16 protein-coding genes and 2 pseudogenes are annotated in these 22,162 nt (G+C 63.6%); 6 read left to right on the forward strand and 12 right to left on the reverse strand.

The window, feature by feature from the left end; translation table 11 throughout:
- Nucleotides 1–331: 331 nt before the first annotated feature.
- Nucleotides 332–784: a lactococcin 972 family bacteriocin gene (locus LWC34_RS58960; protein WP_372496646.1), complete on the reverse strand. Its 453-nt coding sequence runs from the start codon at nucleotides 782–784 to the stop codon at nucleotides 332–334.
- 439 nt (nucleotides 785–1,223) lie between these two features.
- Between LWC34_RS58960 and LWC34_RS30125 the strand changes: the two genes are divergently transcribed.
- Nucleotides 1,224–2,468, forward strand: coding sequence for an IS701 family transposase (locus tag LWC34_RS30125; protein ID WP_233726375.1), 1,245 nt, complete (start codon nucleotides 1,224–1,226; stop codon nucleotides 2,466–2,468).
- Nucleotides 2,469–2,659: 191 nt separating this feature from the next.
- Here the strand turns inward: LWC34_RS30125 and LWC34_RS30130 are convergent, their stop codons facing one another.
- Complete coding sequence (locus LWC34_RS30130; RefSeq protein WP_233722402.1) at nucleotides 2,660–4,117, reverse strand: IS1380 family transposase; 1,458 nt, start codon at nucleotides 4,115–4,117, stop codon at nucleotides 2,660–2,662.
- Nucleotides 4,118–4,380: 263 nt separating this feature from the next.
- On the opposite strand from LWC34_RS30130, the gene LWC34_RS30135 reads away from it, so the two are divergent.
- Entirely contained in the window at nucleotides 4,381–4,701 is a 321-nt protein-coding gene (locus LWC34_RS30135; protein WP_233728455.1) for a hypothetical protein, read from the forward strand.
- Between the two features lie 10 nt (nucleotides 4,702–4,711).
- A pseudogene (locus LWC34_RS30140) lies at nucleotides 4,712–5,636 on the forward strand (IS5 family transposase).
- Here the strand turns inward: LWC34_RS30140 and LWC34_RS30145 are convergent.
- Together LWC34_RS30145 and LWC34_RS30150 are read right to left on the reverse strand one after the other, a co-directional pair.
- Nucleotides 5,633–7,675 (reverse strand): bifunctional MFS transporter/dTMP kinase, encoded by a 2,043-nt coding sequence (locus LWC34_RS30145; protein ID WP_233728456.1) that lies wholly within the window; start codon nucleotides 7,673–7,675, stop codon nucleotides 5,633–5,635. The pseudogene LWC34_RS30140 and the gene LWC34_RS30145 overlap by 4 nt on opposite strands.
- Nucleotides 7,676–9,085: 1,410 nt before the next feature.
- Nucleotides 9,086–9,406: pseudogene (locus LWC34_RS30150) on the reverse strand (IS701 family transposase); the annotation flags it as partial.
- 922 nt (nucleotides 9,407–10,328) lie between these two features.
- Between LWC34_RS30150 and LWC34_RS30155 the strand changes: the two are divergent.
- Nucleotides 10,329–11,159, forward strand: a complete 831-nt coding sequence (locus LWC34_RS30155; protein ID WP_233722715.1) for a transposase family protein — start codon at nucleotides 10,329–10,331, stop codon at nucleotides 11,157–11,159.
- 17 nt (nucleotides 11,160–11,176) lie between these two features.
- Here the strand turns inward: LWC34_RS30155 and LWC34_RS30160 are convergent, their stop codons facing one another.
- From LWC34_RS30160 to LWC34_RS30175, 4 genes are all read right to left on the reverse strand, one after another.
- Nucleotides 11,177–12,187 carry a DUF2637 domain-containing protein gene (locus tag LWC34_RS30160; RefSeq protein ID WP_233728457.1) on the reverse strand — a complete coding sequence of 337 codons (1,011 nt, stop codon included), beginning with the start codon at nucleotides 12,185–12,187 and terminating at the stop codon, nucleotides 11,177–11,179.
- Nucleotides 12,188–12,353: 166 nt separating this feature from the next.
- A complete protein-coding gene (locus tag LWC34_RS30165; protein WP_233728458.1) occupies nucleotides 12,354–13,976 on the reverse strand; it encodes a tyrosine-type recombinase/integrase in 1,623 nt (540 codons plus the stop codon).
- A 108-nt stretch (nucleotides 13,977–14,084) separates the two neighbouring features.
- On the reverse strand, nucleotides 14,085–14,324 hold the full coding sequence (locus LWC34_RS30170) for a helix-turn-helix domain-containing protein (RefSeq protein WP_308200153.1): 240 nt from the start codon (nucleotides 14,322–14,324) through the stop codon (nucleotides 14,085–14,087).
- On the reverse strand, nucleotides 14,321–15,142 hold the full coding sequence (locus tag LWC34_RS30175) for a DNA-methyltransferase (protein ID WP_233728459.1): 822 nt from the start codon (nucleotides 15,140–15,142) through the stop codon (nucleotides 14,321–14,323). Before LWC34_RS30175 ends, LWC34_RS30170 begins: the two co-directional genes overlap by 4 nt.
- A gap of 209 nt (nucleotides 15,143–15,351) precedes the next feature.
- Here LWC34_RS30175 and LWC34_RS30180 point away from each other — a divergent pair, with 209 nt between their 5' ends.
- The gene (locus LWC34_RS30180) at nucleotides 15,352–16,191 is read left to right on the forward strand and encodes a DUF6602 domain-containing protein (RefSeq protein WP_233728460.1); all 840 of its coding nucleotides are present in this window, start codon (nucleotides 15,352–15,354) and stop codon (nucleotides 16,189–16,191) included.
- Nucleotides 16,192–16,259: 68 nt separating this feature from the next.
- Here the strand turns inward: LWC34_RS30180 and LWC34_RS30185 are convergent, their stop codons facing one another.
- From LWC34_RS30185 to LWC34_RS30200, 4 genes are read right to left on the reverse strand one after another with little or no spacing between them, the layout of a single operon-like run.
- Nucleotides 16,260–17,450: a DNA-methyltransferase gene (locus LWC34_RS30185; RefSeq protein ID WP_233728461.1), complete on the reverse strand. Its 1,191-nt coding sequence runs from the start codon at nucleotides 17,448–17,450 to the stop codon at nucleotides 16,260–16,262.
- A complete protein-coding gene (locus tag LWC34_RS30190) occupies nucleotides 17,450–18,316 on the reverse strand; it encodes a recombinase family protein (protein ID WP_233728462.1) in 867 nt (288 codons plus the stop codon). Before LWC34_RS30190 ends, LWC34_RS30185 begins: the two co-directional genes overlap by 1 nt.
- On the reverse strand, nucleotides 18,313–19,272 hold the full coding sequence (locus LWC34_RS30195; protein ID WP_233728463.1) for a TRM11 family methyltransferase: 960 nt from the start codon (nucleotides 19,270–19,272) through the stop codon (nucleotides 18,313–18,315). The genes LWC34_RS30190 and LWC34_RS30195 overlap by 4 nt, the downstream gene beginning before the upstream one ends.
- Entirely contained in the window at nucleotides 19,269–20,009 is a 741-nt protein-coding gene (locus tag LWC34_RS30200; protein WP_233728464.1) for a hypothetical protein, read from the reverse strand. Before LWC34_RS30200 ends, LWC34_RS30195 begins: the two co-directional genes overlap by 4 nt.
- 496 nt (nucleotides 20,010–20,505) lie before the next feature.
- On the opposite strand from LWC34_RS30200, the gene LWC34_RS30205 reads away from it, so the two are divergent.
- Entirely contained in the window at nucleotides 20,506–21,894 is a 1,389-nt protein-coding gene (locus LWC34_RS30205; RefSeq protein WP_233723285.1) for an IS1380 family transposase, read from the forward strand.
- Nucleotides 21,895–22,162: the final 268 nt, after the last annotated feature.

Here is a 22,162-nt window from a genome sequence, read left to right on the forward strand (position 1 = left end):
CGATGGCCTGGTTGACCGGATACCGTCGCCTGACCCTGCGCTACGAATGCAAAGCCACCCATTTCCTCGCCTTTCTTACCGATCGGCGATCGCCCAGTGCACGACAAGCGTGCGAGGCCAGGTCGATGACGGCACGTTCCGTCAATGAGAATCATGTTCTCTTCGCTTTGACATGAAAGAGTGCTGGTGGAAGGCAGCTTGCCTTCCACCAGCACTCTGATCGGGAGCCGTCTCTCTCGATTTACCTGCGCTGCGGAATGCTCCAGTCCGTCAATCACAACCATATTCGGGCAGGAGCGGCCCGGTTTGATCGAAAGGCTCCTTTTGGTAGCTAGTTCGTGCGCCAGTATGCCCTGATCGGGTTACTGTCGAAGATGTCCCGGTTGATCGTCGTGAGCGCCCATATCCCGGCATCCCGATCAGACCTGACGGCCCGGCTCCCCTGGCTTGAGGTCGCGCCGTGATTCAAGGAGCCGTGGAAATAGTTCGACCAGCCTTGGTTGATACTGGTACCGTAATCCCAGGTTCCTCCTCCTACTTCCACCATAATTGTGGAGGGAGCACCTGCTTCCCCGCTTCTCGTCACAACTCCAGCGGGGATGATCACGGACCCGCCAACGACTTCACCAGCGGCGTTGTATTGGTCCTCCCCTCTGGTTACAGTAGTTGCGCTCGTCGAGCTGAGGCTTTCCGGGCTTTCTGCCCAAGCGGATGAGGCGCCCACAAACATGGTGACACCCGCTGCCAGACAGCTAGCAATCAGAGCATTATTAAACCTGGTCATACTACCCTTCCTCGATTTCGCTAAACGGCCTTTCGAGGGGAAATGGCACAGGGATTGACTACTTTAATGAAAGTGGTCAACAACAGAGAAATCTGCAGAGAAAAGAATTGTCATTTACCCTGTTCACTCGCGTCGAGCACGTCAAATCGACGCAAAGTGACAACTTTGCCACCTATATCAGCGCCGTGCAGGGCAATCCGAGCCTTTGCTTCTGACATCGCCCTGAGATGTGAATCGTGCACCCCAAACCCTCCCCACTAATACGGCAGCCGGACTTCGTGATCTTGGCTGGTGAGGGTCCCTGAATACGGACGCGGCCACCAGTTGATCATGAGCAGTTGTGTGGACAACTCAAGATCGTGTGGTGGCCGCGGGCGCCATCGTAAACCCCGTTGAGGGTGTGGATCCCGTTGGCTGGCGGGAGAAGTTCGACGGGCTGATGGCTCGGGTGGCGAAGCGGTTTAAGCGGGTGGAACCGCGCCGGCGAGCACGAGCGTTCGTGGAGGGGCTGCTGGCCGACCTGCCGCGCAAGAACTGCTGGACGATCGCCGAGCACGCCGGGGACGCGACGCCGGACGGGATGCAGCACCTGCTGTCGCGGGCGGTGTGGGATGCCGATGAGGTGCGCGACGACGTGCGGGATGCCGCGGTGGAATATCTCGGTGACACCGACGCGATGCTGGTCGTGGACGAGACCGGCGACGTCAAGAAAGGGACGTGCACGGTCGCGACCCAGCGCCAATACACCGGTACCGCCGGGCGGATCGAGAACGCCCAGGTCGGGGTGTTTCTGACCTATACCACCAAGGTCGGGCACACACTGATCGACCGTGAGCTGTACCTGCCGCGCTCCTGGACCGGTGATCCTGATCGGTGCGCGGCGGCCGGGGTCCCTGAGGACACCGGGTTCGCGACCAAGCCCGCGCTGGCCTCGCGCATGATTCTGCGTGCCCTCGACGGTGGTGTGCCCGCCGGGTGGGTCGCCGCGGACGAGGTCTACGGCAGCAATCCGACGCTGCGTGGCGATCTGGAGAAACGGCGGGTCGGGTACGTGCTCGCGGTGGCCTGCGACCACCGGGTCAGCACCGCCACGGGCACCTATCGGGCCGATGAACTGCTCGCGCGGCTACCGAAACGTGCCTGGCAGCGACTGTCCGCGGGCAAAGGCGTGAAAGGACACCGGTTCTACGACTGGGCCTGGATCAGTCTCACCAGCGGTGATGACGAGCCCGCCGGGCATCGGTGGCTGCTGGTCCGGCGCAACCGCCGCACCGGCGAACGTGCCTTCTACCGCTGCTACGCGCCCGAAAGGGTGCCGCTGGCCACGCTGGTGCGGGTGGCCGGGCGCCGATGGACCGTCGAGGAGTCCTTCCAAACCGGCAAAGGCCAAACCGGTCTGGACGAACACCAAGTCCGCACGTGGACATCTTGGTATCGCTGGACAACCCTGGTGCTGCTCGCCCACGTCTTCCTCGCGATCGTGACGGTCACCGCCCGCGCCAGACCCGCTGCGGACGGGCTGATTCCGTTGACACTCAACGAAATCCGCCATCTCTACAACGCACTGGTGCTCACTCCGGCCACAGACATCCGGCACGTCCTGCACTGCTCACACTGGCGCAGGCGACACCAATACCGAGCCCAGCAAGCCCACTACCAGCACCAATCGCTCCAGGAACCATGAAGATCACGATCTACGACTGGAGTACTAACCTTGATCATTCACGTGGGTGACGTGTCCGCCTGTGCCGGTTCGGATGTTGATCTTGAGTTGGTTGCTGTGTGGTGATGGTCAGGGTTCGAGCCCGGCCGCCGGTGTTGGCTGGGCGCCGGGTTGGGGGGCGGGCCTTTCAGGTCGAGGGGCAGGGACAGGGGTCATCGAGTTGGTGGTGGCAGGGCCAGCGCTGCCCGGAGGCAGGCGGCGAGAGGGTCGGCCCAGGGCCAGGTTTCCGGGATTTTGATCTTGCGTTTGCGTTGGCCGCGGACGATGCGGGCGGCGGTGTGCAGTAGCCGGTAGCGCAGGGTTTTGGGTTCGGCTTTGGCGAGGGTGCCCTCAAGGCAGAGCAGGCGCAGCCAGGCGAGCAGGTCGATGGCGATGGTGGCGGCCAGACACCAGGCCCGGTTGATCTCGATCTTGGTGGAGGGCAGGTGACCGAGGCCGGTTTGCTTGCCGCAGCGGACGTGGTCCTCGACTCGGGCGTGCGGGCGGTGACGGGCTTCCAGGAACTGGACGGTGGCGCCCGAACCGCTGCCCGGGGTGTTGGTGGCCACCAGTTGGTAGCGCCAGCCGTCGGCTTCTTCGAACAGGGACAACTGTGCGCCGGGGTGGGGTTTCTCACGACGACAGATGATCCGCAGATCGGCCGGCCAGTTCTCCAGTTGGTCCCCGTCGGGGTGGTGACGTAGTAGCGCGGTCAGTTCCACCACGCCGGCTTTGTCCAGCGGCCGAGGATCGCCGTGGTGATCGAGCACTGCCTGCCATGCCTTCGCGGGGACACGGCCGATCGCGGCTCGTTCCCGCGCACCGAGTTCCCAGCCGACGCTGTAGTGCGCCTGCCTGCCTGGCTTGGCGTTCAGCGCGGTGATGTACTTGATGAGACCGTGGGAGGCGCCCGCGCCGTCCACGGTGACTAGAAGGTTCCTTCGATGTTTCGCCGGGATCTGGGCGATCGCGGCGTCGAGGACCTCGAGGTGATCAGCTGTCGTGTTGGATCCGGCGCTTCCTGTGCGCAGCAACAGGGCCAGCGATTCGCCGGTGTTGTCACACATGGCCAGCAGCGGATGATGACCGAAGCTGCCCTTGTAGGTTCCCGCGGCGAGTTGTTTGTCCGAGTGCGCGATCACCAGCGAACCATCCAACCGGACCACCACGGTCGTGCCCAGATCACGGTCGGCCACCCGCGACGGCGGAATCCGGCCGTGCCGTCGCTCGATCAACGACCACACATGCTCGCGGATCCGGGCACGCACACGGGCGATCTTGTTGCGCTGCACCTGACCGACCGCGTCCAACGTGCGCCACAACGTCGGATCTGAGGCGACCGGCCCGAACAGTTCGGCCTGATCGCGCAGGACAGCCAGATCCGACAGGACCCGCCCGCCGTCAGCGATCAACACCGCGGTGTCGGCGAACACCCGGCCACGGTCATGCACCGGCATGAACCCACGCCGCGCCATCGCCCGCGACAAGCCTTCCGTCAACCCGGTGCGGTCGGCCAGCAACCGCACCGCCGCGGTCCCGGCATGACTGACCACGCCACGCCCACCGACTTCTACCGCCAGATCCCGCGACCACCCAGTAACATCCACGTCGAAAGTGCTCCAGAGCTTCATGGGTAAGAACAGGCATTAGCAACCTCATCTTCCCAGCTCAGGAGCACTTTTCCCTGTTCCGACACGGCGCCCGAATCAAGATCGCCATGAATACTCAGGGCTAAGGACGATATTCATGGGGTTCAGAAGCGTCAACCTGCGGGACCCTGGTTCAGTCGGTTGGACCAATAGTCGCTCCTGAAGCTGAGGCTCAACTCGGCTACAAGATCCAACCCGGCTGCTCCCCTTGGGGCAAGCCAGCCAATGACCGGCCCACTTCGGCGATGTGGGCTGGTACGCCGCCCGGCTCGGCGACTACGACGCTGCCCGCACCCACTGCCCTCCGCTATTACCACCAGGCCCTCACGTTGCGCCTCGACCTCGACCATACTTATGAGGTGGCCAACACCTTCGACAATCTCGGCCACCCAGCATCGACGTGGCCCGGCGCACTGTCGAGCCGGGCGCCGCGCCGAGGACGTCGCCGGCACGATCACCGGATCCGAGTCACGCTCGACACCCCCGACGCTGGCTTCACGCAGGTGATGGCCCGCAGGCCCGGAACTAGGGCGTGTTTCGTGGATCTTGATCTAGTGATCGGGTAGACCTTGTCGCGTGTTTGATCGACATGACTTAACCGACGAGGAATGGGACCAGCTTCGGCCGCTGTTGCCCGTGGATCCGGGGCGCGGTGGCCGGTGGTCGGTGGTCGGATCATCGGGCTGTGATCAACGGTGTGTTCTGGCGGGCACGCACCAGTAGTCCGTGGCGGGATGTGCCAGCCGAGTACGGCAACTGGATGACTGTCGACAAGCGACATAACCTGTGGTCGAAAGACGGTACCTGGGCGCGGATCCTGGATCGGCTGCGTGCCGGATGCGACCAGGCCGAGGGCGAGGACTGGACCGTGGGTGCGGACTCCACCGTGGTACGCGCCCACCAGCACGCCGCCGGGGCACGCCGTGCGCCCGCTCTCGAGGGTGACACAGGGGGCTGAATCGAATGACAGGAAATCCCGGCCTGGCAGGGAGGGACTGGGACGTTCCCGTGGCGGGTTGAGTACCAAGATTCACCTGGTCTCCGACCGGCGGTGCCGTCCGATCGCCCGGCAGAATAGCCCCGGCCAGCACCACGACTCGCCTCGCTTTGTCCCGCTGCTGGGCCAGATCCACATCCGGCGCCGGGGCCCGGGACGGCCCCGCACCCGTCCGGCGCGGGTGATGGCCGACAAGGCCTACTCCTCCCACGACAACCGGGCCTACTTACGCGGGCGCGGTATCAGGCGGTCATCCCGGTCAAGGACGACCAGAAGGCCCACCGGCGGGCACGTGGCTCGACCGGCGGCAGGCCACCGGCCTTCGACACCGAGTGCTACAAGCAGCGCAACACCGTGGAGCGGTGTTTCAACAAACTCAAGGGATTCCGGGCTGTCGCGACCCGCTACGACAAGCTCGAAGTGGTCTACCAGGGCACCATCGACGTGGCGTCGATCAAGATCTGGCTCCGCGACCCAGCCCAAGATCCACGAAACACGCCCTAGTACAAGTCGATCTTGGCCTTCAGTGGCGCCGGCAGATTCGCGATCACTCGTTCATGGATCTCAGCGGCCGTGGCGTTCTCAGTGTCGATGGCCGCGAACTTGTCAGGCCGAGTGGCAGCTATGTCGCCGATCATGTGCCACGCATCCCATCGCCCATGCATCGACTCTTCGCTGTGAACATCCGAATTGGGGGCACACTCGGAATCGAGCACGATGGTGAAGTTCGGCAACAGTCCGGCCGTCGTCCATCCGGTGAGGTCGTCGATCTCGTCCGTCTCTAGCCCGGCTTGCGCAGCGATGGACGCATGGGGAGAATCGTGAAAGTTGGGCATGATTACAACTTCCCCTCGAGCCAATGCTGGCTTCACTTGACGTTCGAGCAGATCTGCACGCAAGGCGGCGGTCAGCAAGGAACGAGCTCGTACACTGTGTAGTGGCATGTCGAGGAGAGGAATGACGGTTAGATCGACGTCGGTCTGGTTCTCCGTCGCAAGCAGGGTGTGGCAACCTCGCGATCGCATATATTCAGCTAGCCGATCAGCCTGAAGGTTTACTGCGTAAGGATCCCGACCTTCAAAGGCAATCAGCAATCCATCTTCCGATGCTTTGTGGTTCACGAGTGCCCGCAGGTCCGCAATTATCGGGCGCGCCCTACGACTGTCCATTCGACGGTAAGCAACCACACCCAATACGATGGCTAGCACAGCTCCCGCAAACAGGACTGGTCGAGTTCCGTCAACGGTGGTTTGTCGACCGAGTACCATTATCGTTTGGGGCTGCAGTAATCCGATTGGGAGAGGTGTTACGGCAGTGGCACCAAATAGAACTGTCTTCATGAGCGCCTGATAAAGGGCGTTCACTCGACCTCGGTGAGCATCGTCGACCGACGTTCCAATGATTGTGACACCGGTCAGGAAAGCAGCTCCGGCAGATGCGCCAATTGCCATAACCGTCAGCAAAGAAACGGCAAGATGAGGGGACATGGAAGCGATTATCAGAAAGAATCCGGCCGTTATGATTGCTATTCCGAATAGCCGGTCGCGCGGTATTCGGTGGGTCACTTTTGGTGCGGCTGTCATGCCAATACCGGCTCCGATGAAGGCAAAAATGAAGAGCAGAGAAAACGATGCGTCACCACCCATAAGGCTGGAGGAGTAGGGCTTTAGCGATCCGATCACGATGCCGCCAGCCGCGAACGCGCCGGTCATCCCAATGAGAAGGCCACGAATCAATGGTTCTCGGCGAACGAATTTGACCGAGTCCGAAATCATCGACCAGAAGCTGGGTTTTTCATTAGAGCCTGCAGTAGGGCCGCGCTGAAACTCTAGCGATATGGCAGGCAAATTTGATCGGAGTGAGAGCTCGGGGATCCTTAAAGTGAGTACCGCGCTGCTCAAGTAGAGCACTCCGTTGAGGGCGAGCGCCACCTTAGCGAGCCCTAACTCCCCGAACACGTCGGGCGAAATATGAAACAATGTTTCCATGCCATATAGAAACGTGAGGATTCCGCCGCCAGAAACAACCGCAATGCCGTACGTCATAACAAGTCCGAGCTGATTGGCGGTTTCAACTTGATCCGGTCGACGCAATAGATTGGGCAAAGCTGCATCCTTGCTAGGGATCCACATTGCCGCACAACACCCAACTAAAATGTTCCCGGCGAACAACCACCACGCACTGCCGGCAAGCGCCATGGAGACAAGCAGGATGAATCTGCCCATATCGCATATGATCATAATTTTTCGGCGATCAAATCTGTCCGCAAGAAGACCGCCGACTGGCGCGAAGATCAGCCCTGGAAGTAGGTTTGTTAGAACTACTGCGCTGAATGCAAGATTCTGAACGGTGTAGTTGTCAGTAAGTTTCGTCGCGAAGCTGGTGACCGCGAGCAATGCGAGCCAATCGGCTGTACTGCAGAGATAAGTGATGAACCATAGTCGTCGAAACGGGCGAATTGCAAGTATCCGGCGAGCCCGATGTATGGTCGACCTTCCGGAGATTGATACGTCCGGTTCGCTGGCGTCAACGCTTCTCGTCAACAGTTACCTCATCCCTCAAGACCATGTGGATGAATACAGCCGACCGACCTCTCTGGCCGCATTCGAGCCCTGCCATGAAACGTAGCGAGACTACTATGCCGATGCCCTATGACGTTGCCGGGGACGTCAAAGGTCCGCCCGAAGCCCTGGTCGGATCCTCTTTGGACGATTGTCAGCAAGCCCTTCCCAGCGTGCGGCAAGCCATTATGTAAGACGGATTGTAATGTCGATGTACCTTGATGCAGCACCTGCCTTGATCGTTCGCGAGGCTTCTCGCCCCCTAGTTGTTGATCTTCAGCGTGGTAGCGGATGCTCTTGTCAAGGTGCAGGTCAGACTAGGTGCCCGACCGCCGTGTCGGTAGATGCGTGGTTCCACCGGTTCAGGTATGTTGCTGCGGCCCAGTGCTGGCTAATCGCCGGTATCGACGGCGACCCTGTCCACGCGTCCAAGTCCTGGCCGCACAATGAGCACATCTTGGTGGCAAACCCGCAAACAGTCGGCCAGTCATCGCGGTCAGATGAGGGCTAGCAGCGTGGATGGCCTCCAATCGTTGCTGGTCGGCGGAGTCCATAGCCATAGGTCAGTCATGATCCATCCCACGACGCGTCGTACCGACAGTGGTTTGTGTAGCGGCTGGGAACGCGCGCAGTGTGCGAAACTGGTGCAGGTGCTGGCACCCTGGTGGAGCTTCGAGGCAGCTTGCCGTGATCTTGACGATTAAACCGGTCGCGTTGGTACATACAGCTTCCAAGTGTTCGTGCAGATAGTAGGCCTGACTCTGACGTCCTGCATGTGGCCGCGGAGCGAACGGACGGCAAATTCAGCGGCCTGACCGCTCTTCCGTCCTGAGTGTGATGTCCGCTCCTGTGCGGAGCCGGCCACCACACTCACCTGGCAGCGTCTGTTTTCGCTCGTATCTTGGCCCACATATCTTCGATCATGTCGAACAACTCAGGGGCGTCAACCTGCGCCAACGACACTATGCGGCGTAGGCACTGTGGGCAGTCATCCACGTGTCGTTCTAGGAACATGGCTGCACTAGACTCAGATTGCAGTTCACTGAGAATGTACGAGCGCAGCACGACGTCGCTTGGGTGTACATGCATGGGTCACCTCCCGACAGCAGATCTCACGCCGGACCGAGCCTACTGTGCAAACTAGTACGGCAACGACAGGCTGGGATGTTTGATGCGTTGTCGCTGGTAGTGGCTGTGGCGGGCTTGGGTTCGGCGACGTCGTCGCCACTCCGACCAGTGATCAATGTGGGTCTCAGAGTGCGCCGGGTAGGTCAATGTGGCCCCAGGCACCTGATTTCGTTGCAGGACAGGGGAATCAGGTACTCGGCGTCGGCTCTTGTGCCCCCTTCGTCGCGTAACCGTTCAGCGTGTGCGGTGACAGCGACGAACGCGGGCCGCGAGTATGGACAGGGTGATGCGCCGGTACCAGGGCGTCGTATTTGCCGACTTGGTAATGGTCGAGCCCGGTCTCGTTCTTTGCGAACTCAAAGGTTTTCATCGACACCCCAACGGGATCCGGCAACGCGGACCAGTTCGGCCAGCGGCACCGGGTGGCGGGTGGCGGGTGGCGGGTGGCGGGTGGGGGCAGATGTAGCAGGCCAACTCGGCGGGCTTGCTGATCGACCGGCGCACCAGCAACAGGTGCGCACCTACTCCGGGTTCCAGCAGTGGCCAGTCCCAGGACGCGCCGCCGTACGATCCGGCCTGTTGCCAGCACTACCACCACACCCGGCCTGGCCGTGAGGTCACCGCTGACGCCGAACCGTTTCCAGACCAAGCCGCCAGCCTGCTACCAGGCCTCCCGACAGCTACCCGGACCGGACTCACACCGGCAAGCAACGACGAGCTTCAGACCTAGACACGACCACCGGACGATCACCCTCTAGCATGTACGCACCGGCTGCCGTACACCACACCACGATGGCGCTTCGCTCTCAACAATCTCTCGCGCAGTTGGGTCGCGTGCAGACGCCACGTGGCTCGCAGTTCGCCCGCAACGACCTTATCGGCCCCGTGCAGCCGTGACCAAACGCGAACACGCGACAGGTACAACACACCACTTCGGCTGCGCCAGCAGGAACCAGAGTAATCTCCCCACAACGACGACAGACATACTCTGCGTCAAGGGTAAGCAAATCATCGACCGCAACCCCATGTGTTTGTCCACATGGGGCGCAGCCAAGCAATACCGGTCTCGACCAGTCGACCTCGCCATTCGGCGGCGCGGCTGTCAAGAAGTATTCCGCCGAGATCGGCGGAGCAACGAGTGTGCACCTCGGACAACAGCTGTACCAACCATCAGGGTCATCACCAGGATCGAACTCCGACACGAGAACGGCCACACTGTCCACAATGCTCCCTTCCAGACATTTTCCACTTCGGGAATCACTACTCATGCTGCAGCGGTTGAAGATGGCCAGCGGCATGCAAGTATTTGGTTTCACCCTTAGCGTTACGTAGCTCAGGATTCAGTGAGGTAATCTCACCAAGATTCTGGTTCGTTTGTTGAGCCGCGAAGCTGCTCGGACGAGCGCTGGTCGATGTGCTGGGGAGTGGTGAGACCCGGGGAAAGATGGGCGGGGAGCCCTTGGTAGAACTGGATTGCGAAGATCAAGTCCGGACCAGAAGGCTCCCCGTGATTGCGTATCGTGCCATGCTCGATGTCCCGCGTGAACTGGCCCTCTACCTCAGCCGGCTGCTGCACGCCGAACGCCGCCGACGCGGCACCCGCAAGAACAGCAGGGCGTTGACCTGCTTTCGCCACGCGGTGCTGGGCCTGCGCTGGTTCCGGCAGAACACCGACGTCCCCGCCCTGGCTCGCGATCACGGCATCTCCCGCGCCACCGGCTACCGCTACTTGGATGAGGTCGTCATCGTGCTCGCCGAGCAGGCGCCGGACCTGCATGAGGCCCTGCAGCGGGCCAAGGATGAGGGCACGGCCTACGTGATCCTCGATGGAAAGGTCTTCTCCGCCGATCGCTGTAGCGAGAAAACGTTGAGCGTGAAAGGCGAGCCGATCGACCTGTGGTACTCCGGCAAAGCCCGCGAGCACGGCGGCAACATCCAAGCGCTGTGCGCGCCGGACGGTTTTCCGTGGTGGGTCTCGGATGTCGAGCCCGGTTCACTCCATGACTTGACCGTGGCGCGCGAGCATGTGCTGGGTGCGCTGTACTGGGCCGCCTCGCACCTTGATCTGCCGACGCTGGCCGATGGCGGCTACGACGGTGCCGGCATCGGCGTGCACACCCCGGTCAAACAGCCTGCCGATGGCCAGGTCCTCGACGTGGACACCCGCACACGCAACGCTCTGCTGCGTGGCCTGCGGTGTCTGGGCGAACGTGGTTTCGCCCTACTCACCGGACGCTGGCGCAGCCTGCGGCATCTCACCGCCAGCCCCAGCAAGATCGGCGACATCGTCAAAGCCGCCCTTGTCCTCACGCATTTCGAACACGGCAAGATCGCGTGAAAGTCGCTGAGATCACCTCAGTGCACTGGAAGCATGCCCAAGGCATGATGTAGTCGGGAGCCATCCGTTCCAGGTTGCGGTTGGCGCGTCTCAACCACGCCTGACGATGGAGCATCGACGACCATCCGACTTGCGTTTCGCACAGCCCGAGTCAGTGCTCTCGCCTTGGTAGCGCCAACTCGCAGATGTTTGCGTACAGTCTCCGCTGAAACTGGCCGACCCCGCTGCGCCCAATGGCGTTCGTTGAGCCGCTCCACTTCCACCAGTAGCGCACTATCCGCCACGCCTTGTCCCGCAGTAGGTGCCGCAGCATCGCGTGCTGCTCCTACCTGGCCAGAAGCAGATTCCACCGGGACTTCTACTGCAAGCGACCTGGCATGAACGCATGCCTCCTGAGCCAACACACCGGTCCGCAACATCCACACCAGATCACCAGGAGCCTTCCTCTTCCACCGACGGCCGTACGTCATCCGCAACGACGCGCATGCCCTGCGAAGGTCCAACTCCGCTTCCAGTGCCTCCCGGTAGTTGGTGATCTGCCACAGCACCATCCGCCGCCACAACAACCACGTCCGGACCGGCGACAGCACCCACCGACCCAATGGAATCCGATCCCGCATTTCTCCCATCTCATAGCCCACTCGACGCAGCAAAACAGCACGCCCAGCTTCCACCATCACCAGCAACAGGACCGGAGCCGCAGAATGCAAACCCACAGCAACCGGGTCCGGCCAACCCGCCGAAACGTTTGCCGCAACCGTGCCCACCGTCAGCAGCCGCGCGAACTGGCGAAGCCACCCCACCGGCTGCCCCGTCCATGCCAGCACCAGATCGAGAACCACGACACCAACGAGCCCACCGTCGATCCCCACCGGCACCAAGCCCGGCAACGGCACACCCACCTCCGCTGCCAGACCAGTGACCGTCTCGTACGAACCCGCCGCGCCATACGCAGCCAACCCCACCGCAAGCCCTGCCGACGCACCCAACGCCCACCGCTGTGCCCTGCTGAGCCTCCGCGGACTCATCGCCTTCATCATCGCGGGCCTCCCATCGCAAGCGCCTTACCGCACGTCAGGGAGTCCTTCCGGGGAGCCCGAGGGGAGCCCGAGAGTTCCGGCACGACCCGACACTGCACGGCACGATCCGACCAACGGTCATGAACACCACCAGCGAAAACGGCATTTCGCGGCATCACTCGTCACCACCCGACAGCCCCGGAAGCTGGCTCTTAACCAGCGGGTTCGGGGTTCGAGTCCCTGGCGGCGCACCCCCAAAGGGCAGGTCAACATCCACGTTGACCTGCCCTTTTTGGTATTCATCGCCACCATGTTCACCGTCCACAATGGACTCCGGGGTGCCCGAGGCGTGCCCGAGAGGTTTCGACCGGGATCGGGGAATGATCAACGCGGTCTTTTCGGCAGCGGCGCGCGCAACCTCAGGCAGCACAGTGGTGTACGTGTCGCTGGTCACCGTGATCGACGAATGTCGAAGCATTTCTTGCACCACCTTCATATCGACCCCGGCGGCCAGCGCCAGGGTGGCCGCACCATGGCGCAGGTCATGCAGCCGGATCGGCGGCAGACCAGCCTGCGCGGCCAGGAACTGAAAAACGTCAGTGACATCAGCCGGATGCAGCGCACTGCCATCCGGCTCGGTGAACATCAACCCACCGGTCTCCACCCAGGCAGCGCCGGCCGCCTCCCGCTCACGAAGCTGGCGGATCCGGTGCGCACGCAGCACCGTGATGAGATCCAGATCCAGCGCGACGACGCCCTCGGACGACGTGGTCTTCGGCCGAGACATCCCGGTCTCCCACCCGTACTGCACGATCTGATTGGTCACATCCAGCGTCCCGGCGTCCAAGTCGGTATCCGGCCACCGGGCCCCACAGGCCTCGCCCCGGCGCAGACCGCGATGGGCGATCAGCAAGAACAACGGATACAACCGGTGGTCAACGACATGATCCAGAAAGTGCCCAGTCTGCGCCGGCGTCCAGATCATCACCGGCGACGGGAGCGTGCCCGTCCTCTGCCACTCTCCGATCCGCGCCTGCGTCCACACCAACGGCTTCGGCCGAACCACCGGCGGCAACTCGACCCACTTCGCCGCATTCACCACCACCAATCCCTCAGGGATCGCGGCGTTCAGCGCAGTACGCAACGTCTCCCGAATCCGCTGCAGGGACGTCGGCCCCACCGGACGCTGCCACTTCACTGTCTCCCGCCGTGCCGGGTCCTTGCTCGCCCTTGACGCCACGATCTCCGTGTTGTGCTCCACGATCGCGTCGAACATGTCGGCGACATGCGCGACCCGCAGCTTGCCCAGCCGCACCGAGCCGATGTACGGGATCAGGTAGAGCCGAACATGGGACTCGTAGCTGCGGTAACCGTTGCGGCTGAGCTTCCGCTTCTTGGTCGGCAACCACTGCGTCAACCACTCCGCGACTGTCGGGTTGTCGGTCACACAGACATTCGCGCGTAGCTTGCGCTGCACTTCCGCCACCGGCGGCAGAGACACCTTCTCCGAAATGGCTGCCGCGATCAGATCACCGATCTTGGCCACGGTGCTCGTGTCGCCGTCTTCGGCCAGAGCAAGCAGAGCACGAGCGTGATCAAGTTCAGCCTGCGCCGTGGTTTCGGACTCGAAGCCGCCCCGGCGTCGCGGACGACGGTTTCCCTCCGCGTCGGGCGGCAGTTCCAGCCGCCAGCCCCACTGGCCGTGCTTGCTCTGCTTGAGTTTCGGGCATGCGCTGCCCAACGGCTTGCCGTTGGCGCCGCGGCAGGAACACCGTCGATAGGTCGAGCCGACAGCCATCAGATCACCACCTCCTCGTCAACTTGCGGGTGTCGCATGTGGCCACTGCCGTGACCCGGAAACCCCATGCTCGCGCTGAAGTGGTGTCTCGGGGAAGCCCGAGCCGTGTCAAATCGGTCCGGAATCTGTTGCTACAAGCCCGAGGAGCCTCAACACCTCCATCGTGGGCACCCGATACGAACCGCCCACCTGATACACCGAACAGGGAAACTTGCCCTGCCGAGCAAGCGCATACGCGGTAGTGCGGCCGACCCCCAGCGCTCGGGCGGCTGTCACCAAATCCACCACAGTCGGCAACTCGGCCGCTTCGGCGAGGGTCATATGCCTCAGGTCGCGTTCCGCGGTCATCGCAGGCTCGCAAGACGGCCGACGGCGATGGCGTGACTGGCGGGGTCGAGGTCGATTCCGATGTAGACGCGACCCAACTGCCGGGCGGCGACTCCGGTCGTTCCAGTACCGGAGAAGGGATCGAGCACCACACCACCGGCCGGCGCGCTGAGTCCGATGCAGCGACGTGCAACCTCCAGCGACCCGGCAGCAATGTGCGCTGTGCGTGTCCGCGGACTCGGTATCACCCACACCGTTCCAGCAGCACCGTGCACTGCAGGTCGCGGTGACGGCCGGTCGCCGCTCTGCTCTGCAGGAGTGAGCTGGAAGATCATCTCGTAGCGCTGACTGAGGCGGTCTTGCACGCTCTCGGGCCGCGCATTGGGTTTGTGCCACACGATCGCGTCTTCGATTAACCACCCGCGGTCGGCCAGGGCGAGCGCCACCCGCCACGGCACCCCAACGAGGTCCTTCGCACGATGCAGGGACTGGGGCGGTCGATGAGACCCATATCGGCAACGAACAGAATCGGAAGCTGACGGTGCTGTGGACCCTGCTGCAACGTAGCCTCCCCATGATCCGCCGAAGCAGTCACCGAGGTTGAGCCACACGGTCCCATCGGAGACAAGAACTCGGCCAAGTTCCTTGAACACATCGCATAGCTGGGCGACGTATTTCTCCACCGTAGATTCGTGACCGTATTGGCCAGCGACCCGGTAATCCCGCAGACCCCAGTACGGCGGCGAGGTCACCACACAATGGACGGACCGGGCAGCCAACCTACGCAGCACCTGCAAAGCGTCACCCACATGCAAAGAAACACTTCGTGACACGCTCATACCGCCCGCACCCCCTCACAGTCCGGATCCCCGCTGACCGCACGATGGGCCATCAGCATGTGGACGGCCAGATCCGAGACGCCGCCTGACAACCAGGCACCTAGCCGTCGTCGGCGGACGTGGGCAGATCCGAACTGCCACACACGTTGGAGACGTCTATATCTACGTGTGTGCCATGCGGTGCCCAGTTCGCCGCATAGTGTTCGCACATGAGAGAAAACAAGGTCGCACAGGCCTTGCACAACGTGGCAGTCCAGGTGCGCGCGAAGTTCGACGAGACGGGCATCATCGAGCACCGCGGGGAGAAGGGAGGGGCGCGCGAACTGCTCGCTCGCGACTTCCTTAACCGCTGCCTGCCAGGAAACGTCCATGCCGCACCCGGCGGAGAGATCATCACCGCGTCGGGGCTGTACTCCCCCCAATGTGACATTGTCGTTCTCGATCACACCACACCACCGTTGCTGGACCAGGGTGACTACCGAGTCGTCCCCAACGAGTGCGTCTATGGGGTGATCGAGGTCAAGTCCAAGCTGGACAAGGCGAAGATGATCGACGCCTGCGAGAAACTCCGCAAAGTCAAGTCCCTGCCCAAGAACGCCTTCCAACCAGACTTGTGGGGACGACAACGGACCGCCTACGGCCAGAGCTACGGCTACACGCCCACGACCGGGATGATCTTCGCCTTCGACGGCATCGACCTGAGGACGCTTGGTCAGCACTTCAATGATTGGTGCGCGGCGCACCGGCCCGACGAATGGCCCGACTCCGTTTGGATCCTGGGCAAGGGCTACATGCAATGGACCAACCCGGTCAACGGTCGTGTCGACCCGTTCCCTTCCCCAGGCTCCCGGCTGCTGGTCCTCGAGCCACCGCCTGCGGGTGACGTCCTGCTCCCCATGGCGTCCCATGCGCACTTGGTCTTCGCCGCAGCCTGGATGCCGCCGCTCAGCCTGGCGAGCTACCTGGGCGATGAGCCGCTGGGAGTGCTCAGTGCGCAATTCGACCCACGAACTCCGCACTCGGAAATCCCTGCCACCGAAGTGACCTGAACCTGCCGACTTGACACCGGGAGCGGAGTTGGGGGCTGGTCCGCCTGAGTCGCACCACAGTCCGTTGCTCATGCGGTCCTGCCCTTGCGGGAAGCGTGCAGGCCAAAACGGTGCAGACCGATGTCGTGGAATTCCGGATTGGGGTCGATACCGATATAAGAACGACCGAGCTGACGGGCGGCAAGGCCGGTGGTGGCGGCACCGCTGAAAGGATCCAGGACGAGCCCTCCTGGTGGGCACCCGGCGGCGACACAGCGCAGCGGGATGTCGATGGGAAATGCCGCGAAATGGGCGTCCTGAAGTGGACGTGTGCTGATTGACCAGACATCACCAGGGTTTTTGCCGCGTACATGAGCGGCGTCATGCTTACGTCCCATTAGACGAAGCTCCGCACCATGAGGCTTGCGACCTTCCCGACCGAATGGCTGTGGATCGGAGTATTTTCCGTAGACGCGAAGCCCGACCTGCCGCACGGTGCCACCTATTTCCGAGCGATCGCTTCTGTCGCGACTGCCAAGAATGACCTCCTGGTTCGACGTTTCCAGGCGGGCAAGTGGTTCGCGAATGGCGTCGAGGTCGAACCAGTATCGCTGCTGCTTGACCAGGAGGAATAATGTCTCATAGCGCACCGACAGGTGGTCACGGACTGACTCCGGTATCGCGTTAGGCTTGTGCCAGATTACCGCGTTCCGCAGAATCCAGCCGTCGCGTTGAAGCGCGAACGCAACCCGCCACGGCATTCCGATGAGACTTTTCGGGGGGATGACACCATTGTCTCCAGGAGTCGCACTGGATGGCGTGACAGCGTGGGTACTGTACGAGTCACCCAAGTTGAGCCACACCACGCCCGTGTCAACCAGGATTCGACGGAGTTGATCGAACACCCCGCGCAATGAATCGATGTATGCCTGCGGCGTGGACTCCTGCCCGTATTGCCGATCCTCAAGGATCGCGTAACACTTGCGACATATCCGTTGTTCCCGTGCGCGCTCCGACGATGGACGGGCGCGTTGAGCACGAGATTGATCTGGAATGTGTACACAGGCCGGGTCGCCGCCAATCCACATCGCGGTTCCATAATCACGCAGACGCCAGTACGGCGGTGACGTGACAACACAGTGGACAGACTTGCTGGACAGCCCGGAAAGAACATCGAGCGCGTCCCCGGCGTACAGGGTGAACTGATCAATAGCGTAGTAGGGCACATTGGAATGAATGCCTGCCGACGAGTCCACCGCATTGATGTAAGTCTGTGGCATCACGCCGCACCTCGCTGACTCGACTCATCCGGTTCTGACATCGGCCGAGGAAAGGTCCGGTCGTAGGCGGCCCAGAAGGTTGGCGCGTCGATGAGGGCGGGATGGCTGGGCTCGATTGACCACACCCAAGTGCCCGGACGGCATGGGCGACCGCCCTGGGTTCGGTGCCGCACGACGTACCCGAGGTAGGCGGGGTTAATCAGAATGGTCCGCACAATCGCCGGGGACCACTGACGCGGCTGCCCGGAGACGTGGTCCATAGGCAGCGGGAAGCGATCGGGTTCGGTCACCAGCCTGGCGGCAATGGCGCGCGAGGTCATCAGCGGGTGGTTGACGAACCATCGATAGATCACCGGGACGACCGCGGCGCGGGCCGTGTCGAGCGTCAGGCTCCTTCGAGGCGAGGTGTTGTGTTGAATGAGCTGATAGCCGTAGGGAGCCGGTCCCAGCCACCAACCGGCTTGGACGCGGTCACGCAGAACCATTTGTGACCGGAAAGCCAGTTCGCGCTGGTAGCCACGGATCCCGTCGGTGACGGTTTGCTGATGTCGGCGCACGCTTGCGGGTACCGACGAGCAGATACCGAGTACGTGGCCGAGGCGATGCCATCGATGCTCAGGGCAGGGAGGATTGAGCAGGGTCGGGTAGAGCAACCCGTCGTCCCATCGGCGGCGGGCAGGCGTGTGGGACATGACGGGCTCCTCGTCGTGCTCGGCATCGCGGTCCAGTTCGTGGGTGGGTATGGCTTGATCGAAAGTCATCAGTGGCGCGCAGCGGTGCCGCCGGGCGGCCCGGGTCGCGGCGCGTGGGCGTCGGGCGGTGGACTGCCAGCCACAGTCGCGGCAGCGCAGGCGGGCGCGAGTCATGCGACGGTCCTTCCCCAGGGGTACCGATCGTGATCGAGGACGACCGGATGGCCGGGCAGATCGGTCCGGGATCGGACTGCCCTCCACGCTGTGAGGCTGCGGTCGAGGCGGCGCTCGATCACGTCCGGCGCGCGCAGGATCAGCGCCGTGTGATGGGCGACCAGCGCGGTCGGGGCGCCAGCGGCGCGCGCCCGGTCGGCCGCGCGGCGTTCCGTGCTGGTGGCGCGCGGGGCGATGCGGGTGCCGCGCAGCCCGGCGATTAACGCGACGCACCGGTCGAGGGGCGTCAGGCCGACGGCAACCGCGGCGTCGAGGACCGCTGTGGGCAGGTCGAGCAGGGTGCCGTCGGCAGATCGGTGTGGGCGCAGGATGACGACGGCGTGGCCGCCGGGCCGCAGCAATGCCGACCACAGGCGGACTCTGGCCGCGACCGCGCTCTCGAGGTCCGGGTCCGGACTCCGACCGTCCGGGAGGGGCAGAGTCCGGATCGTGGTCAGGACCAGGTCGGCCCGGCGGACGAGGCCGACGTCGCGAGCGGCGGTGAGTGATCGGTGCGGACTGGTGTCCAGGACGGACCCGTCCGTCCACGCGCCTGCGTGCTTCGCCGCTGTGAGGTTGGCCCGCGCCACGCGCCACCATTGGGTGTCGGCGGTCATGCCGACCGCGTGCCGCCCGGAGCGCAGGGCTTCGGTCGGCACGGTGCCCGCGCCGCAATCGGGATCCACCACCAGTCCGCCGGACCGGCTGTAGTGCGCGATGGCGTGGGCGGCGACGGCGGGCGGGATCTGCTCCAGGTCGGTGCCCGTGTCGGGTACGTAGCCGCGGTCGCGCAGCTGCGCGGAGCGGTCGCGTTGGCCGGTTGTCCAGACCGACAATCGCACCGACCGACGGCGTGGCGCACCAGGCGCGGGCACCGGGACAGCCCATCGGATGGGGCGACGAGAGTTCCGAGTCATCCGATGTCTCCCCGGCCGGGCACGGCTTGAGAGACAGGTGCGGAGCGACCGAAGACGTACAGATCGGCGTGCGCACGGGCGCCGCGCGCCGGGCTGCCGGCCGGATCGGTGGACGGGTCGACGTTGCCGGAAGCACGCGCTGGGCTGTCGAGTGCGCTGTGCTTGACGGGAATCCGCACAAGGGCGATGTGGTCGAGATACCGAAGGCCGTCCTGCTGCGCGGCGCGTACCAGAGCACCGGTTGAGTCCTGGAGCCAGGGGCCGTTGTGGTCGCTGTGCGTGATCGCGGCAAGGATGCCAGCCGGGGTCAGTAGCCGGCTCCAGGCAGTCACTCGAGTCCGTGCCAGAGTGCGCGACTCGGCGGCGGTGATGATCACATCGAAGAGCCCGTCAGGTCTCTCGCCAGAGTCGCTAATGATCACCGAGGCGTCGATGCGGGTGAATGCGGTGTGGTCCGGATCCGGCTCGGCGAATCCCGGTCCGGACTCGGACCGGTCGGCTGATGAAGGGGTGCCCGGTCGCGGTTCGTCGGGCGGTCGGGTGATCGCGGTTTGGACGCCGCGACCGAGCCGGACTACGGGCCAGGCAGCCTCCAGGAGCCCGGCGTACGGACCGGGTCGCCGAGGCGCGCGGGTGGCGGGCAGACCGGCGATCCCGCGAGATGCGACAAGTGGCGACGGGGCGAGCAGCAGGACACGGTCGCCGGGCGTCGAGTAGGTGGTGACGATCTTGATCACTGCAGTGAGCAGCCAATCGGCAAGCAAGCCAGTGCCGACGAGGTGGGTGTCCTGCGCGCAGGGCCAGACGGTGCTGAAGCGAACCGGGCTCGGGTACCGTGCGGCTCGTCGCTGCAGGCTTCCGCGATTCCGGGCACGACGATTATTCGTCGCAGAAACGGGTTGCGTACGAGACACTGAAGCAACTGCGGAGTTCTCGTCGCCCGACTGGTGGTGTGTGAGCCTTCGCATCAAAGGGTCCTTCATAGGGTGAGGTCGTTACGCTTGACACCCCTAAAGACCGAATTCACATCTAGATTTGGACAGATGGCTGCCAAATTTTCCAGGACGCGAGGAGCTGCGAGATTCCAACCAAGCTCTTATCCACCTCCATTAGCCCAGGTGTTTCACGCGGATAGCCGCGACACGAGCCGTAGATAGAACGAAGTGCCTGCCCTGTAAGGGAAACTGGGACTTGTCTAGGGTCCAGGTTCTCGAACGGGAAGGCACTTCGCGGATGAAGCGTATCGAACGGTCCCGCCGGGTCAAGGTCAGCGCGGACGGTACGGGTGTCGTGTCGCATGCCGGGGTCGGAATGCTGCGGGAACTGGCCTGGGATACCGGGCTGGTGAGCGGGATCAGCACTGCGCTGGCCGACACCTATGCCGGACGGTGGCAGCACGCGCCAGGCCGGGTGTTCACCGACCTGGCGGTCGCGATCGCAGATGGCGGCGACTGTGTCTCCCACATCGAGGTGTTCGGCGACCGGCACGAGGTATGCGGGCCGGTCGCGTCGATGCCGACCACCTGGCGGATGCTGGACCGCGTTGACCCGGCCCATCTGTCCAGGGTGCGTGCCGCGCGGGCAGCGGCACGGGAACGGGCCTGGGCCGCCGGCGCCACCCCGGACCTGACACAGCTGCTGCGGATCGATTTCGACGCCACAGTCACGATCTCGCACGCGGAGACCAAGCAAAACGCGGCGAAAACCTGGAAACGCACGTTCGGGTTTCACCCGTTGCTGGCGTTTCTGGACCGCCCGGAGGTCTCCGGCGGCGAGGCCCTGGCCGGGTTGCTGCGTCCGGGCAACGCGGGCAGCAACACCGCCGCCGATCATGTCACCGTGCTGGAGCAGGCGTTGGCCGCCCTGCCCGAGCACGCCCGGCCTCGGCCGGGTGACCCGGACACGGTGCGGGTGGTGGCCCGCTCGGACTCCGCCGGCGCCACCCACGCCTTCGCGACGGCGTGCCGGGATCGTGGGGTGTGGTTCTCCTTCGGGTTCCCCGTGGACGCCCGCATCCAGGCCATCGTGGATGAGGTGCCCGACCAGTGCTGGCAATCCGCGATCGAGTCGGATGGCGGGATCCGGGACGGCGCCTGGGTCGCCGAGGTCACCGGCCTGCTGGACCTGACAGCCTGGCCGGAAGGCTCCCGGGTGCTGCTGCGCGCCGAACGTCCCCATCCCGGTGCGCAGTTGCGGTTCACCGACGTCGACGGGCACCGGATCACCGCGTTCATCACCGACATTCCCGAGCGGGTGATCCCCGGTCAGAACGCCGGGCTGGAGCTTGACCACCGCCAGCACGCCCGGGTCGAAGACCGCATCCGGGAAGGCAAAGCCGCCGGGCTGCGTAACCTTCCCTGCCGGGGGTGGGATGAGAACGTCGCCTGGCTGGAAACCCTGCTGGCAGCCACGGATCTGGTGTGCTGGGCCAAACTGCTCGGGTTCACCGGCACACCGGAGTTGGCGCATGCCGAGATCGCCACCTTCCGCAATCTGGTGTTGCACGTGGCCGCCCGCATCACCCGCAGCGCCCGGCAGGTCCGCCTCCGTATCGACCGGACCTGGAAATACGCCGATGCCATCGCCGAGGCGTGGTTGAGGATCCGTGCCGCGTTCACCTGACCCGTCCACCCTGTCCCGACGACCCGAAAGACCCCGGAGCGGCCGACACGACAGCAGGTCGGCGGCATGCTCGCGCCTATCTCTCGAATCGCTCGCCGCGAGATCAACCAGACTCAACACAAGATCATCCCGGGATCACATGAAACACCTGGGTTAGGCCCGTGATGACGCCGAGAAACCCCAACTCACCCCAACCCATTCGGCACACCTAAGACCGTTACCGAAACTACACCAAGATCTGTTTGCGCAATTCCTAGTCACTTGCCTT

Origin of the sequence: Kibdelosporangium philippinense (assembly GCF_021390435.2) — a bacterium.
Classification (GTDB): Bacteria; Actinomycetota; Actinomycetes; order Mycobacteriales; family Pseudonocardiaceae; genus Kibdelosporangium; species Kibdelosporangium philippinense.

Coding starts and splice junctions, on each gene's coding strand:
- LWC34_RS58960 (WP_372496646.1), bottom strand. CDS start 784: ATGACCAGGTTTAATAATGCTCTGATTGCTAGCTGTCTGGCAGCGGGT.
- LWC34_RS30125 (WP_233726375.1), top strand. CDS start 1,224: ATGGCTCGGGTGGCGAAGCGGTTTAAGCGGGTGGAACCGCGCCGGCGA.
- LWC34_RS30130 (WP_233722402.1), bottom strand. CDS start 4,117: ATGAAGCTCTGGAGCACTTTCGACGTGGATGTTACTGGGTGGTCGCGG.
- LWC34_RS30135 (WP_233728455.1), top strand. CDS start 4,381: ATGTGGGCTGGTACGCCGCCCGGCTCGGCGACTACGACGCTGCCCGCA.
- LWC34_RS30160 (WP_233728457.1), bottom strand. CDS start 12,187: ATGAGTCCGCGGAGGCTCAGCAGGGCACAGCGGTGGGCGTTGGGTGCG.
- LWC34_RS30165 (WP_233728458.1), bottom strand. CDS start 13,976: ATGGCTGTCGGCTCGACCTATCGACGGTGTTCCTGCCGCGGCGCCAAC.
- LWC34_RS30170 (WP_308200153.1), bottom strand. CDS start 14,324: ATGACCGCGGAACGCGACCTGAGGCATATGACCCTCGCCGAAGCGGCC.
- LWC34_RS30175 (WP_233728459.1), bottom strand. CDS start 15,142: ATGAGCGTGTCACGAAGTGTTTCTTTGCATGTGGGTGACGCTTTGCAG.
- LWC34_RS30180 (WP_233728460.1), top strand. CDS start 15,352: ATGAGAGAAAACAAGGTCGCACAGGCCTTGCACAACGTGGCAGTCCAG.
- LWC34_RS30185 (WP_233728461.1), bottom strand. CDS start 17,450: ATGCCACAGACTTACATCAATGCGGTGGACTCGTCGGCAGGCATTCAT.
- LWC34_RS30190 (WP_233728462.1), bottom strand. CDS start 18,316: ATGACTCGCGCCCGCCTGCGCTGCCGCGACTGTGGCTGGCAGTCCACC.
- LWC34_RS30195 (WP_233728463.1), bottom strand. CDS start 19,272: ATGACTCGGAACTCTCGTCGCCCCATCCGATGGGCTGTCCCGGTGCCC.
- LWC34_RS30205 (WP_233723285.1), top strand. CDS start 20,506: ATGAAGCGTATCGAACGGTCCCGCCGGGTCAAGGTCAGCGCGGACGGT.